This window comes from Planococcus notacanthi, assembly GCF_030407825.1.
GTDB classification, from domain to species: Bacteria; Bacillota; Bacilli; order Bacillales_A; family Planococcaceae; genus Planococcus; species Planococcus notacanthi.
This window is the reverse complement of sequence record NZ_JASDCQ010000002.1, coordinates 688709-701680: the sequence shown is the minus strand read 5'-3', so window position 1 is coordinate 701680 and position 12972 is coordinate 688709. Positions and strand designations below refer to the sequence as shown.

18 protein-coding genes are annotated in these 12972 nt (G+C 47.2%); 8 read left to right on the top strand and 10 right to left on the bottom strand.

Annotated features, from left to right (window positions below):
- Nucleotides 1-33 precede the first annotated feature (33 nt).
- From speB to QMA01_RS11005, 3 genes are all read right to left on the bottom strand, one after another.
- The gene (gene speB / locus QMA01_RS11015; RefSeq protein WP_191713515.1) at nt 34-906 is read right to left on the bottom strand and encodes an agmatinase; all 873 of its coding nucleotides are present in this window, start codon (nt 904-906) and stop codon (nt 34-36) included.
- A gap of 3 nt (nt 907-909) precedes the next feature.
- A complete protein-coding gene (gene speE, locus QMA01_RS11010; RefSeq protein ID WP_191713514.1) occupies nt 910-1743 on the bottom strand; it encodes a spermidine synthase in 834 nt (277 codons plus the stop codon).
- A gap of 428 nt (nt 1744-2171) precedes the next feature.
- Nucleotides 2172-2690, bottom strand: coding sequence for a YwhD family protein (locus QMA01_RS11005; protein WP_191713513.1), 519 nt, complete (start codon nt 2688-2690; stop codon nt 2172-2174).
- A gap of 61 nt (nt 2691-2751) precedes the next feature.
- Between QMA01_RS11005 and QMA01_RS11000 the strand changes: the two genes are divergently transcribed.
- Complete coding sequence (locus QMA01_RS11000) at nt 2752-2937, top strand: 2-hydroxymuconate tautomerase (protein ID WP_038704761.1); 186 nt, start codon at nt 2752-2754, stop codon at nt 2935-2937.
- 350 nt (nt 2938-3287) lie between these two features.
- Here QMA01_RS11000 and QMA01_RS10995 read toward each other — a convergent pair whose 3' ends face one another.
- The 3 genes from QMA01_RS10995 to lipL are packed head-to-tail and all read right to left on the bottom strand — an operon-like array spanning nt 3288 to nt 5963.
- Nucleotides 3288-3782: a YwgA family protein gene (locus tag QMA01_RS10995; RefSeq protein WP_191713512.1), complete on the bottom strand. Its 495-nt coding sequence runs from the start codon at nt 3780-3782 to the stop codon at nt 3288-3290.
- The gene (locus tag QMA01_RS10990) at nt 3783-5087 is read right to left on the bottom strand and encodes an HD domain-containing protein (protein ID WP_290214971.1); all 1305 of its coding nucleotides are present in this window, start codon (nt 5085-5087) and stop codon (nt 3783-3785) included.
- Nucleotides 5088-5141: 54 nt separating this feature from the next.
- Entirely contained in the window at nt 5142-5963 is an 822-nt protein-coding gene (gene lipL / locus QMA01_RS10985) for an octanoyl-[GcvH]:protein N-octanoyltransferase (RefSeq protein WP_290214970.1), read from the bottom strand.
- A 173-nt stretch (nt 5964-6136) separates the two neighbouring features.
- Here lipL and hemQ point away from each other — a divergent pair, with 173 nt between their 5' ends.
- Entirely contained in the window at nt 6137-6886 is a 750-nt protein-coding gene (hemQ, locus tag QMA01_RS10980; RefSeq protein ID WP_191713509.1) for a hydrogen peroxide-dependent heme synthase, read from the top strand.
- A 239-nt stretch (nt 6887-7125) separates the two neighbouring features.
- On the opposite strand, the gene QMA01_RS10975 is transcribed toward hemQ, so the two are convergent.
- From QMA01_RS10975 to QMA01_RS10960, 4 genes are read right to left on the bottom strand one after another with little or no spacing between them, the layout of a single operon-like run.
- On the bottom strand, nt 7126-7503 hold the full coding sequence (locus QMA01_RS10975; protein ID WP_191713508.1) for a DUF423 domain-containing protein: 378 nt from the start codon (nt 7501-7503) through the stop codon (nt 7126-7128).
- Between the two features lie 20 nt (nt 7504-7523).
- Complete coding sequence (locus QMA01_RS10970; protein WP_191713507.1) at nt 7524-7784, bottom strand: YwdI family protein; 261 nt, start codon at nt 7782-7784, stop codon at nt 7524-7526.
- A 59-nt stretch (nt 7785-7843) separates the two neighbouring features.
- Nucleotides 7844-8518, bottom strand: coding sequence for a uracil-DNA glycosylase (locus tag QMA01_RS10965; RefSeq protein ID WP_191713506.1), 675 nt, complete (start codon nt 8516-8518; stop codon nt 7844-7846).
- A gap of 5 nt (nt 8519-8523) precedes the next feature.
- Nucleotides 8524-9243, bottom strand: coding sequence for a DUF4230 domain-containing protein (locus tag QMA01_RS10960; RefSeq protein WP_191714459.1), 720 nt, complete (start codon nt 9241-9243; stop codon nt 8524-8526).
- 70 nt (nt 9244-9313) lie between these two features.
- Between QMA01_RS10960 and QMA01_RS10955 the strand changes: the two genes are divergently transcribed.
- The 6 genes from QMA01_RS10955 to bshB2 all read left to right on the top strand — a co-directional run bounded on the left by QMA01_RS10955 (nt 9314) and on the right by bshB2 (nt 12930).
- Nucleotides 9314-9568 (top strand): hypothetical protein, encoded by a 255-nt coding sequence (locus QMA01_RS10955; RefSeq protein ID WP_290183985.1) that lies wholly within the window; start codon nt 9314-9316, stop codon nt 9566-9568.
- Nucleotides 9569-9628: 60 nt separating this feature from the next.
- A complete protein-coding gene (gene thiD / locus QMA01_RS10950; protein WP_290183984.1) occupies nt 9629-10462 on the top strand; it encodes a bifunctional hydroxymethylpyrimidine kinase/phosphomethylpyrimidine kinase in 834 nt (277 codons plus the stop codon).
- 243 nt (nt 10463-10705) lie between these two features.
- Nucleotides 10706-11032 (top strand): PadR family transcriptional regulator, encoded by a 327-nt coding sequence (locus QMA01_RS10945; protein ID WP_290183983.1) that lies wholly within the window; start codon nt 10706-10708, stop codon nt 11030-11032.
- Nucleotides 11029-11790 (top strand): HAAS domain-containing protein, encoded by a 762-nt coding sequence (locus tag QMA01_RS10940; protein ID WP_290183982.1) that lies wholly within the window; start codon nt 11029-11031, stop codon nt 11788-11790. Before QMA01_RS10945 ends, QMA01_RS10940 begins: the two co-directional genes overlap by 4 nt.
- An 85-nt stretch (nt 11791-11875) precedes the next feature.
- On the top strand, nt 11876-12226 hold the full coding sequence (locus QMA01_RS10935) for a YojF family protein (RefSeq protein WP_191713501.1): 351 nt from the start codon (nt 11876-11878) through the stop codon (nt 12224-12226).
- Nucleotides 12227-12240: 14 nt separating this feature from the next.
- On the top strand, nt 12241-12930 hold the full coding sequence (bshB2, locus tag QMA01_RS10930; protein WP_290214969.1) for a bacillithiol biosynthesis deacetylase BshB2: 690 nt from the start codon (nt 12241-12243) through the stop codon (nt 12928-12930).
- Nucleotides 12931-12972 lie beyond the last annotated feature (42 nt).

Here is a 12972-nt window from a genome sequence, read left to right as displayed (position 1 = left end):
TTGTCGCGGCTAGACGGCTGCCTCCGCTTTTCTCTACTTAACCCAACCCAAAATCATTTCACGCATCAGCTTGCTGGCTGTGTTTGCGGTTTGGTCGGAATGGTCGTAGACAGGAGCAAGCTCCACAAGATCAAAACCAACGACGTTGACGCCTGATGCTGCGATTGCATGGATTGAAGCCAGCAGTTCACGTGATGTGATCCCGCCTGCGTCAACTGTACCGGTACCCGGTGCATGTGCAGGATCCAAGACGTCCATATCGATCGTCACGTAGACATTGCGTCCTTCAAGAGTCGGCAATACTTCTTTTAGCGGCTCCAGCACTTCAAATTTCGAGATGTGCATGCCTTGTTCTTTGGCCCACTCGAATTCTTCTTTCATGCCGGAACGGATGCCGAATGAATAGACATTCTTCGGTCCGATATGGTCCGCAATTTTACGGATCGGCGTTGAATGGGAATATTCTTCGCCTTCGTAGTTTTCTCGAAGATCGGTGTGCGCATCAAAATGGATGATCGCCAAGTCGTCATATTTACTGGCGACTGCTTTCATAACCGGCAATGACACCAAATGCTCGCCACCCATGCCCATTGGGATTTTATGATCAGCCAACAGGGTGTGGACGTAAGTCTCGATTTCGATCAGGCTTTTTTCCGGATTGCCGAACGGCAAAGGAATGTCACCTGCATCAAAAAATTTCACGTCCCCGAGCTCGCGGTCAAGGTATGGGCTGTATTCTTCCAAACCAATGGACACTTCACGGATTTTATTCGGGCCAAAACGGGATCCCGGACGGTAGCTGACTGTCCAGTCCATCGGCATGCCGTAGAGTACGGCTTTTGATTCTTCGTAATTCGGATGGCTTTTGATGAATACTTTTCCTGAATAAGTCTCGTCAAATCTCATCATTTACTCTCCTGTCAAATCTTTCACGAATTTCGGCAACACGAAAGCGGCGTTGTGCAGCTCAGGCGTATAGTATTTCGTGTCGATTTCATGGAAACGTTCAGCCGGAACTTCCAATGGGTTGTATTTCTTCGAACCGATGGTGAATGCCCACAGACCGCTTGGGTAAGTCGGGATATTCGCCAAGTACAAGTTGGTGATTGGGAAGATTTCTTTAACATCGCTCTGTACCTGCTTGATCAAATCTGCTTTGAACCATGGGTTATCAGATTGAGCCACAAAAATACCGTCTTCTTTCAACGCTTTTGAAATACCTGCGTAGAAGCCTTTTGAGAACAAGTTGACTGCCGGTCCGACCGGTTCAGTTGAATCCACCATGATGACATCAAATTCGTTTTCCGATTCTGCGATGTGCATGAAGCCGTCGCCGACGATCACTTCCACGCGTGAATCTTCCAGGCCAGAAGCAATGCTTGGCAGGAATTTTTTCGAGTACTCGATCACTTTGCCGTCAATGTCGACAAGCGTCGCTTTTTTGACAGACGGGTGTTTCAGGATTTCACGGATGACGCCGCCATCGCCGCCACCGACAACCAGCACGTTTTCCGGATTCGGATGCGTGAACAATGGAACATGTGCAACCATTTCGTGATAGACGAATTCGTCTTTTTCAGAAGTCATGACCATGCCGTCCAAAAACAGCATATTGCCCCATTCCGCGGTTTCCGCCATTTCAAGGTATTGGAATTCCGTTTGCTCCGTGTGAAGCGTCTTGTTGATTTTCATTGTGATTCCGAAATTCTCTGTCTGTTTTTCTGTATACCAAAATCCTGCCATCTATAATCAAACTCCTTTTCAATCTAAATAAAATCCACCTAAAAAAGTATAAGTGTTTTCGGTAAAAGTGCAATATTTTTTTCCTATTCCTCTTTACCCGGGCTAAACTTCGTTACACATAAAATAAAAAGGTTTTCTGCACAGGGAATTTTTCCCTTCACAGAAAACCTTTTTAAAAGCCTGATGGTGCGGAGAAAGAGACATGAGGCATTGGCTTGGGTTTGTTCGCAATGGCTCACGGCACTTGCTCGCTATCAGGTGTCCTAGCTTTCTATTGAAAAGCTGTAGTTCTAGTGTACTGCCTTTTATAGACAACTTCAACCATCCGTTGGAAGCAAATTGAAATGTCACATTCTGTTCAAAAAGCTGGTTGTTCTCTGTAAATCTCACTTTGACAAAACCTTTATTTATTGGCCAAGCGGATTTCCTTACTTCCGGCCAAGATCATGATGAAGCTGTTCCGAGCTGCGCTGCCACATTTCCGGGTTATGGGTTTCCAGGTAGTTGGCCAGCACTTTTTTCGATGGTTCATCCATTTGATCGACGAGAATTTTGCGTTTCATCGATTTATCCATCCGGTTGACGTGGTCGGCCAAAATTTTATAGCCTCTGCGTTTCTCACGGTTAACCACCATTTCACATGCTGCGACTCCTGCGTAATAGGGACCTTCCGGATTGAAGTCGATGGTGATCCATACCAGCCAATAATCTTTGCCTCCGGCAGAGTCTTCCGGGTTAGTGGTGAATTTGATGCCGCGCTCCACTTCACTGCGGGCATGCATGGCGCCGATATCGATGAAAGCTTCCTGCTCTTCCACGTCGATGAACAGCGGAGAAACGTTCTCCAGAGACAAGGAACCGATGCCGTAGCCTTTATGGCCGTCTGTCGGATCGTTTTTTATGATGGTAAAGCCTACTTTTTGTTTTGGTTTTTCTTCGTTCGCCATTGTCTGAATCCTCCGTTCTGCTATGATGATAGTATTCTCAAGAAAAGGAGCTGTATCCATTATGCCATACGTAACTGTCAAAATGCTCGAAGGGCGCACAGAAGATCAAAAACGCGCACTTGTCGAAAAGGTATCTGAAGCCGTTTCTGAAACAACAGGGGCACCGATTGAAAACGTCACCGTTTTTATCGAAGACATGAAAAAAACCGATTACGGCACAAAAGGCAAACTTTTTTCAGATCAATGAGAAAAGTGAAAATGGCCGTTCAGCTCCGACAAGCATAAGGCGTGCTGGCGAAGTGGCGTGTTTTCAGCCACACAGCCAGAGTGTCTTATGACTCGAGGAGTTGGCCATTGCCACTGGATCCCATGAAAAGTGGAAGTGCCTGTTCAGCTCTGACAGGCATAAGGCAGACCGGCGAAGTGGCGCTTTTTGCCACGCAGCCAGGTTGACTTATGACCCGAAGAGCTAGGCACTGTAACTGGACACCGGGTTGACTTATGACCTGAAGAGCTAGGCACTGCAACTGGATCCCATGAAAAGTGAAAATGGCCGTTCAAAACTCCCGTAATGGGAGTTTTTTTCATTCCCACCGCTTACGAACGCAGTTCCTCTATAAATGCAAATGCCTCATCGATCTCCTCAGCCGTAAAGTTCAGCTTTCCTTTGACGACATGCAATTTATCGATTTGTTCCCCGCGGTTTAAATTATCAAAATACAGGAGCGTCGCGGTCAATTCCAGGAAGCGGCCGCTTTTGGCATTCAGCTTCTCTGCCGTCAACGGGTTATCCAAAACGGATTTCCCCAATACTTTGCGGAACTCCTGGCCTTCTTCTGTGACGCTATATTTATATTGAACGTAAGAGCCTTTGTCCTCCAAGGCCTCGGACAAGAAACCCATGTCGCATAATTCATGTACACGGGCAGTCAATTCTTCAGAATACGGCCCATAAATATGGAACTCGTATTTTTCCTGGAACGGAATGTCCATCTTTTTCATTATGTAAATCATTTTCTGCAATTTCTTGCGGCCGGTTACACCTTCCGCGGTGGCAATAAAGTCCACGATTTTTGCGTGTTCCTGGAGCAACTATACCCCTCCTTCTCGAAGCATCTCCAAAATCTGCTGCTTGATGGCTTTTTTCTTGCCATCGATCAATAGCTCAGCTGGAAAATACAATTTATAATCGGTTCTGCGTTTGCCGGAAATGGCGTCTACAATTTGGGACAAACGCGATAATTCCTTGATGTCGCCGTTCGGCATCAGCAAATGGATCGGCAGGCGCTCTTCTTCCTCTCCCGGACGATAAAAATCGTAAGGCAAATCGGATGTCGAATCGTCGATCAAATAATATTCCGGGTCGATGCCTGCAGAATGAAACAGCTGAGCAAGTTCGCCAAGCTTTTTGTAATCTTTGCCCGGATCAAAATCCACGTACTGGAACAGGCGTCGGTTGACGAAACGGTCGCACAGATCCGCTAAGATCGGGTCGCGCTCCGTCATCCACAATTGGAAATAAGTCATCAAGACGCCTTCGTCCAAAGCCAAATACTCTTTCAGCGTAAAGCTGCGGTCGAAAAACGACAGGAAATGGGTCGGCGGCTGTGCGAATTTATAGCCGAGACCATGCAATTCCTTGGCCCGCTGAAGTATCTTCCGCAAAATCACTTCTGCACTGCGGGCAACTGGATGGAAATACACTTGCCAATACATCTGGTAGCGGCTCATGATGTAATCCTCAACCGCATGCATGCCGCTCGACTTGATGACAACCTGGTCATCGAGCGGGCGCATGACACGAAGAATCCGCTCCATATCGAAATGGCCATAGGAAACCCCTGTATAATACGCATCGCGCTGAAGGTAATCCATGCGGTCCGCGTCAATTTGGCTGGAAATCAACGACACCACTTGTTTATTCGAATAGGTTTTGGCAATCACTTCAGCCACTTTTTCCGGAAAACCGGTGGATACCTTGGACAGGATTCCATTGACTTCCGTGTCTCCAAGCAGAATTTTTCGTGTAAAGGCTTCATGGTCAAGCGCAAAAACCTTTTCGAATGAGTGAGAGAACGGCCCGTGGCCCAGATCATGAAGAAGTGCCGCGCACAAAACCACCAAGCGTTCACTTTCGTCCCATTCCGGACGGCCATGAAAAATATCATCCGAAATCCGCCGGACGATTTCGTATACGCCCAGTGAGTGGTTGAAACGGCTGTGTTCTGCGCCGTGGAATACTAAGTACGAGGTGCCCAATTGCTTGATTCTGCGCAAACGCTGAACTTCACGCGAATTGATCAGATCCCAAATCACTTGGTCGCGCACGTGGACATATCGGTGGACCGGATCTTTAAAGACTTTTTCTTCAGCTAATTTTTGCGTTGCGTAGCTCACTTGCGCACCTCCGTTTTTTTCATGTAACAGCTATTCTACACCAGCGCCTCTTCTCTATTCAAGAGGACGTTCCAGCATTTTGCGGTTGCGTTCAACCACCCGTTCCAAATAAAATCCGTACAATTCCGTCTCATCCGGCTGCAGCGGCATAGGTGCCGGTGCGCCCATCAAAGCGTGAAGGTCGAGCACCACTTCCTGGACAGTGATGGGTCTGCCAAGCAGCTCGCTGAGCGACGCCATCGTTTCAGGTTTTATTTCCGGGTAGGTGAATTTTGTCTCTTCGCCTTGCAGTCCCGCTTCGTAAAATTCACGGATAATTTCTGCACGTTCCGAACCGCTGCCTTCAACGCATAGATAAACCTGCACTGCGATACCGCGGCGGATCCGGCGTTGAGAGATGCCCGCGAATTTCCGGCCGCCAATGCTGAGGTCATAAGATCCCGGGCAATACGAGCCGACGATTTCATAGGCTTCGATGTCAGCTTCCGGAAATAATTCCTTCACCAGTTCAAGCATCAGTTCATACCCGGCTGGAATGTCGATGGCGTTGTCCTTTTCCGACAGCACCAGCGAAATGTTCAGGACACCGGCGTCCAATACCACCGCCAGTCCACCCGAGTTGCGTACAATCGGCGTAAAACCGTGCGCTTTCAAGACCTCCATGCCTTCCTCGATATGGGGCAGGCGGTGGTCCTGGATGCCCAACACCACTGTGTCATCATGCACCCATGTGCGGACGGCCGGTTCACTTTTTCCGCTCCCCACCAATTCACAAAGTGTGTCGTCTGCTGCAAATGATTCCAGTGCTGAGCGGTTTTTGGCGCTCAAGGACTGGTCCCAAAAACGCCAGGATGTTTCTTCAAAAAATAACGGCATGCTGCTTCTCCTCTTTCTGCAATTCCTTGACTTCAGTTTACCCTTTTACAGACCCGCTGAAAACCCGTGCGCGTCATGTCAAATTGGTGACAGCCGGTAGTTTTGCAGGAAGTTGGTGAGGCGTTGTGATAAACTGAATGGTGAGAGATTTACATTAAAGGAGTGTTTGATTAATGAATGAAGCAGCGATTACATTAGACGGCTGGTACGTCCTGCACGATTTCCGTTCGATGGACTGGGTAACGTGGAAAATGCTGACGGAAGAAGAACGCCAATTCGCGATCGATGAATTCCAGGCATTTATGGACAAGATCAACCAAGCCGATGAAAATAAAACCGGCGCACACGCATTGTATTCAATTGTTGGCCAAAAAGCTGACTTGATGCTGATGATGCTGCGTGAAACAATGGACGAATTGAATGAACTTGAAACAGAATACAACAAGCTGACGTTGATTGCCTACACGGTTCCTACGTACTCTTACGTTTCTGTCGTTGAGCTTTCCAACTATCTGGCTGGCAAATCAGACGAAGATCCATACCAGAACCCGCATGTCCGCGCGCGTTTGTACCCTGAACTTCAGCGTTCACAGTACATCTGCTTTTACCCGATGGACAAACGCCGCGACGGCGACGATAACTGGTACATGCTTCCGATGGATACCCGCAAAGAATTGATGCTGTCACACGGCAAAATCGGCCGCAGCTATGCCGGCAAAGTAAAACAGATCATTTCTGGATCTGTCGGTTTTGACGACTACGAATGGGGCGTTACTTTGTTCGCAGACGACGTTCTTCAATTCAAGAAATTGATCTACGAAATGCGTTTTGACGAAGTCAGCGCGCGTTACGCAGAATTCGGTTCATTCTATGTAGGCACACGCCTGGATGCCGAAAGAACCGTTAAGTTCTTGGAAGTTTAATCAAAATATGCTGAAAGCCGCCTCTTTGGGCGGCTTTTTTTGTTTGATTTGTATGGAAAGTGGATTTCTTAAGGGATATTTCCCAGTTAGTTGGATATACTTTCTGTTCTACGCAAAATACTTTCCATATTGGCACAAATACTTTCCAAAGTGAATGAATTACTTTCCATTAAACCGTTTTTACTTTCTATAACAAAAAGAGGGCCATCCTCGTAAAACGGATGGCCCTCCTTCTATCATTACAATGCTTTCACTGCGGCAACGATGATCATCACCCAAGCGGCGATAAATGCAACGCCGCCGATTGGCGTGATGGCACCGAGAATGCTGATGCCTGTTAAACTCAGGACATATAAGCTCCCTGAAAAAATGACGATTCCAGCAAGCATCAAATAACCTGCCCAGTTCAATGAACTAAGCGGCCCAAGCAGAGATGAGCTCATCAAGATGGCGATGACCATCAACCCGACTGCATGGAACATCTGATACTGCACGGCCGTTTGCCATGTATCCAAATACTTGTCCGCAACGCGCCCTTCCAGCAAATGTGCACCGAACGCACCAAATGCTACAGACAGAAGAGCGTTAACCGCTCCGGCAATCAAGAAAAACTTCATAAGTAACTTCCTCTTTCCATTTAAAATTCAAACAGCGAATCGCCGTTCGCGTCTTCTTCTTTCAGCTTGTTGACGGCAGATACCGTCTGCGGCTGAGGGGAATCGAGCGGCACGGCACGCGGTGTTTGATGATTGATCATCGGTTGATCGTCCTCCAGCAGCAAATCGCATAAAGCCCGGATTGCTGCAACTGAGTCACGCACCTTCGCCGGATCGCCGTTTCGCGCTCGCGTCGTGTGCCTGTCGATTTCATTTAAAATACGCATGTTGTCGATGGCCATGTTCCAGCCCCCTCTCCGATTTAGATTAATTCCAGTTTACCATGCAATTCTGCCGCAGGTCAGTCCAAACAGAAATCGATGGGCGCCTGCCCGCGGCTTTGTAACAGACTGTTCACTTTTGAATAAGGACGGCTGCCGAAAAATCCGCGGCTGGCACTGAGCGGACTCGGATGCGGCGCTTCGAGTACATCATGCTTGTCCAGGTCGATGAGCCGTTTCTTCGTTTGGGCAGGCTTGCCCCATAAGACGAAAATGACCGGTTCTTCACGTTCAGATAATTTGCGGATTACTTCGTCCGTAAATGTTTCCCATCCTTTATTGCGATGGGAATTCGCTTCTCCGCCCCTCACTGTCAACACCGTGTTCATCATCAGCACGCCTTGGTCGGCCCATTTCGTCAAAGTGCCGTCTTTCGGTTTGTCGCAGCCGATGTCTTCCTTCAGCTCTTTCAGCATATTGCGCAGACTTGGCGGATGAGGCACTCCCGGCTGGACCGAGAAACTCAACCCATGCGCCTGGTTGGGTCCATGATAGGGATCCTGTCCCAAGATGACGACTTTGACATCTCCATACGCTGTATGTTTAAAAGCCGACCAAATGTTTTCCTTGGCCGGGTAGACGGTTTGATTGGCGTATTCTTCTTTTAAAAACTCGCGCAGCTCCAAATAATACGGTTTGTCGAATTCCTGACCCACGACCTCTTGCCAGTCGTTTTGAAAAATCTGTTTTCCCATATTCATCACTCCTCAAATTCTACTGTAACGTCATAGTCAACCAGACCGAACATTTCCTGGACCGAGCGCGCTGCATTGTCTTCTGCCGTCTGCAGCACACCCTGCCCTTCCGTTTCTGCCAACATCAGCTTTTTAGCTTCTTCGGCCAGCTCATAGGCCTCGGAAATATCAGCACCGCTGCGGAATAGCCCTTCATATGAATAAACCTCCACCTGATCCATGAACAATTCCGGTCCTCCTAAAAATTCGGCCGGCGGCAACGTCAATGTCGCTGTTTTCGCTTCTTCGTCAAGTACAATATCGCCCTCTGATACTTTTGAAAAATCAATGCCGGCACGAACCGATCCCGGAATGACCACCAGCAATTGGCGTTTCGTACCGGGCAGGTCCAGACCGATTTCCTGGCCGAATACCGCATTGTCCTGGCGCTCAATAATGACTTTCGAAAAAGCTTCGGCAGTCGAGAGTTCATTCAATTCCTGGATCTGTTCCAAAAACGCACCTTTGCTCTCAGTTGCAGTACTGCCTTTGATCATCCAAAACGTACCCAGCGGCAAAGCCACCAACAACAGCAATAAAATGGCAATCAATACAAGAAAAGAGTTCCGCCAGACACTCATCATCAATTTGGTTGTTTTCCAGAAGCCGGACTCTTTTGTTTCTCCTTGCCCTTTCACTTCTTCCAATAAACGTTCGATTTCCGTCAATTTTGGATCTTTCGCCAACATAACCCCTACTTTCTTGTATTCTATTCACTCTATCTTCATGTTACGATTATCTAAAGGAGCGATCAGCATGGCCGATTGGCGCGAAAAAATCACCAGTGTTTCAAAAACCAAGGGAACAACTGCTCCAGAAGGCGCGAAACGCGCCGGATTAGGCTGCCTTGGACTTATTATCGTAGCTGTTTCCATTCTAACATTACTCATTACCATTGGTCTTTTCAAAAGCGGCTTTGTCTTAATGGGAATTTTCACTACTGTATTCCTGCTTATCTGTGTTGCTACGGCAGTTCTCCTGCTCGTGCCGAATAAGCGCAATCCGTTGTAAATGTATGAATTTTTGTTAAAATGAGAACAAAGACATAATCCACTTAAAGGAGATTTACGCATGACACTCAAAAAAACACTAACTATCGCCGGATCAGATACTTCCGGCGGAGCAGGCATACAAGCAGACCTTAAAACATTCCAGGAACATGGAACGTACGGCATGAATGCATTGACTGTCATCGTAACCATGGATCCTGAAAATGGCTGGAGCCACGGCATTCACCCTATTGCATTAGATACTGTGGACGCCCAGTTGAAAACCGCCTTTTCTACAGGCGTTGACGCATTAAAAACCGGCATGTTGCCGACTGTTGATATCATCGAAATGGCGGGCAAGGCAATTGCTGATTCCGGCATCAGAGATGTCGTCATCGATCCAGTTATGGCATGCAAAGGGGAAGACGAAGTTTTGTTCCCTGAAAATGTAGATGCCATGATCAAGTATTTATTGCCAAACGCGAAAGTCGTTACACCAAACTTGGTGGAAGCAGGGCAATTATCAGGCGAAGGAACGCTGCAGACAGTAGAAGACATGCAAGCGGCAGCAGAAAAAATCCATGCCCACGGCGCTGAATTTGTTGTCATCAAAGGCGGCAAACAACTCAAGCACGACAAAGCAGCAGATTTGCTGTTCGATGGCAAAAAACATTATTTGCTGACTTCTGAAAAAACGGATACATCTTATAACCACGGCGCCGGCTGCACATTCGCAGCAGCAATCACAGCTAACTTAGCTAACGGCCAATCGGTTAAAGATGCGGTCTTGAATGCTAAAATCTTTGTTGCTACAGCCATCCAACACGGCTGGAAGCTGAACGAATACGTCGGACCGGTTATGCACGGCGCCGCATCGAAATTCACAAAACCTGAAGTTGAAGTAACTGAATTGTAAAATACACCCCCTTCAGCTGTCCCGAAAAGTCATGAAAATGACTTTCTGTGGACAGCCTTTTTTTTATTGATTTTGCCAATGGCCTCCTCGCTTCTTCACGTTCAGCATTCATACTGTACATTTTCACCACAGCTAACTTGTTAAACAACCTAGTTGACACCCCGCACAACCAAATGCTATATTGTATTGCAACATAGCTGATGTATTTACCCCAGCAAAATATTGATCAAAGGAGATGACACAATGTCTTCAAGCCAGATGCTTAAAGGTATACTCGAAGGTTGCCTTCTCGGCATCATTGAAAAAGGCGAAACGTATGGTTATGAAATGATTGAGAAACTGGAAGCGTACGGATTCCAGATGATTAGCGAAGGCAGCATCTACCCTGTACTGATGCGCATGCAAAAAGAAGGATTTGTGCAATCCGTCCTGAAAGCGTCTCCAAGCGGGCCAAAGCGAAAATATTATACACTCACCGACTTGGGGCAAAAAGAATACGAAGAGTTTAAGCTGCGCTGGAATGAATTGTCCCATTCAGTCAATCGACTCGTAGAGGAGGAAATAGAATGATGCTGTCAAAAGAAAGCGAAGAGTTCATCGCAAACTTAAAAATGTACTTGATGACTTCCGGGAAAAATGAAAAAGAGATCCATGAAATCTCGCAAGAATTAAGAGATCACCTGGAAGATGCAGAAAGCCGCGGGAAAACGGTGGATAGTGTCACCGGCGGTTCTCCTGAAACATATTTGAAAAACCTCAGCAGCGAAATGAAGTTTGATGTTTTTGGCATCTTAAAAGTATTGCCGATGCTGATTCTCTTACTGGCAGCTTATTTCATCACCGGTTCAGCTATACGCGGAGATTTGAGTTTTTCTTTATTGTCGATCATCGCTTATCCAGTAATCACTCTGTTCGGCGTCGTTTCTTATATTTACTTCATGCGAAAAATGAGCATCAGCACATGGTCTACTAAAAAAACAATGGTGATTCTTATGACGGTTCAATTTGTCATAAGCATTTCTTTTTTAGCCGTGTTGTTTTTAGATACTTTCATTTTAGATCCGCTGTATATTTATATTCCTTCGCGCGAAATCATGTGGGTCATCGCAGCTGCAGGAATCGCTACTTTTATTGCAGGCGCTTTATGGAGTAAATCCTGGTTCACTATCATCATCCCCATTCTTTTAGTTGGTCCCGATTTCGCCATGCATTTTGTTGATGTAACCGTTACACAGCAACTGATCATCAGTTCTTCCACTCTCTATATCGGTTTGGCTCTTGTCATGTTGTTCATCTTTCTCAAAAACAGAAAGCAAACGGGGCAATAGAGTTTCATCTGCCAAAGCATCCTAATCGCAATATCCCGCATATTTCCCTATACTGAAAGAATACCGATTCTTTAGGAGGAACATCATGGAACTAGTCGAAGTAAAAAAATTACAAGTACAATTGGACGCATTTGCAGGCAAAGATGTCTACCTTCATTTGGAAACGACAAACGGCTCATATGCGACACACTTTAACGAAGGCTTTTTCAATGCCGGCGCGTTCATCCGCAACGTCGTCATCAATTACGAACTTGGAAAAGTGGTCGGCGACAGCCCGCACCGCGTGGGACTGAAGCTGCCGCATGGCTGGGTCTATGCGCAGGGCATCACACATTACGAATTGGATGAACAGGGCCGCCTTTTGCTAGCAGGGCATGACGGCACTGGGAAATTGGCGGTGGCGCTGGAGATCAGCGAAACACCGTTCAGTTATTAAGGGAGGAACTTACGATGACAATTCCACAAGAACGCCATGTGCTGGTCGTCTTCCCTCACCCGGACGATGAAGCGTTCGGTGTTTCCGGAACGATCACCACACATATCAACCAGGGCACACCCGTTACATACGCGTGTCTGACACTCGGCGAAATGGGCCGCAACCTCGGCAACCCGCCATTCGCTACAAGAGAATCATTGCCGGTCATCCGCAAGCAGGAACTTCTGGCTTCTGCAGAGGCGATGGGATTGACTGACCTTCGGATGATGGGATTGCGCGACAAAACCATCGAATTTGAAGACGACGAGAAGATGGTTGGCCTAATGGCAGAGCTGATCGAAGAATTGAACCCGTCGAAGATCATCACCTTCTATCCGGACTATGCTGTCCACCCAGATCATGAAGCAACTGCCCGCGCGGTTGTCCGTGCAGTCCGCCGAATGAAGGACCGCCCGACCTTGCATTGTGTCGCTTTTGCGAACAATACACTGGAGGTGCTTGGCCAACCGGATGTCGTTTACGATATTCAGGATGTTCGTGAGCAGAAAATGAATTCCATGAAAGCGCACATCTCGCAAACTGCTTGGATGCTTGCCGAGATGGAGCACAAGCTGCAGCAAGGCGATACAGAGACCGAAAACTGGTTGACGAAAGAACGCTTTTATAATTATCGCTGGCATGAGGATTTTGAAGAATCCTTCTAAATATTACCCCCTCAATATTTTCTTTATTGAGGGGGTATTTTT

Bases quoted from the DNA above. Each gene is read 5' to 3' on its own strand.
- speB (WP_191713515.1), bottom strand. From the start codon at position 906: ATGAGATTTGACGAGACTTATTCAGGAAAAGTATTCATCAAAAGCCAT.
- speE (WP_191713514.1), bottom strand. From the start codon at position 1,743: ATGGCAGGATTTTGGTATACAGAAAAACAGACAGAGAATTTCGGAATC.
- QMA01_RS11005 (WP_191713513.1), bottom strand. From the start codon at position 2,690: ATGGCGAACGAAGAAAAACCAAAACAAAAAGTAGGCTTTACCATCATA.
- QMA01_RS11000 (WP_038704761.1), top strand. From the start codon at position 2,752: ATGCCATACGTAACTGTCAAAATGCTCGAAGGGCGCACAGAAGATCAA.
- lipL (WP_290214970.1), bottom strand. From the start codon at position 5,963: ATGCCGTTATTTTTTGAAGAAACATCCTGGCGTTTTTGGGACCAGTCC.
- hemQ (WP_191713509.1), top strand. From the start codon at position 6,137: ATGAATGAAGCAGCGATTACATTAGACGGCTGGTACGTCCTGCACGAT.
- QMA01_RS10975 (WP_191713508.1), bottom strand. From the start codon at position 7,503: ATGAAGTTTTTCTTGATTGCCGGAGCGGTTAACGCTCTTCTGTCTGTA.
- QMA01_RS10970 (WP_191713507.1), bottom strand. From the start codon at position 7,784: ATGGCCATCGACAACATGCGTATTTTAAATGAAATCGACAGGCACACG.
- QMA01_RS10965 (WP_191713506.1), bottom strand. From the start codon at position 8,518: ATGGGAAAACAGATTTTTCAAAACGACTGGCAAGAGGTCGTGGGTCAG.
- QMA01_RS10955 (WP_290183985.1), top strand. From the start codon at position 9,314: ATGGCCGATTGGCGCGAAAAAATCACCAGTGTTTCAAAAACCAAGGGA.
- thiD (WP_290183984.1), top strand. From the start codon at position 9,629: ATGACACTCAAAAAAACACTAACTATCGCCGGATCAGATACTTCCGGC.
- QMA01_RS10945 (WP_290183983.1), top strand. From the start codon at position 10,706: ATGTCTTCAAGCCAGATGCTTAAAGGTATACTCGAAGGTTGCCTTCTC.
- QMA01_RS10940 (WP_290183982.1), top strand. From the start codon at position 11,029: ATGATGCTGTCAAAAGAAAGCGAAGAGTTCATCGCAAACTTAAAAATG.
- QMA01_RS10935 (WP_191713501.1), top strand. From the start codon at position 11,876: ATGGAACTAGTCGAAGTAAAAAAATTACAAGTACAATTGGACGCATTT.
- bshB2 (WP_290214969.1), top strand. From the start codon at position 12,241: ATGACAATTCCACAAGAACGCCATGTGCTGGTCGTCTTCCCTCACCCG.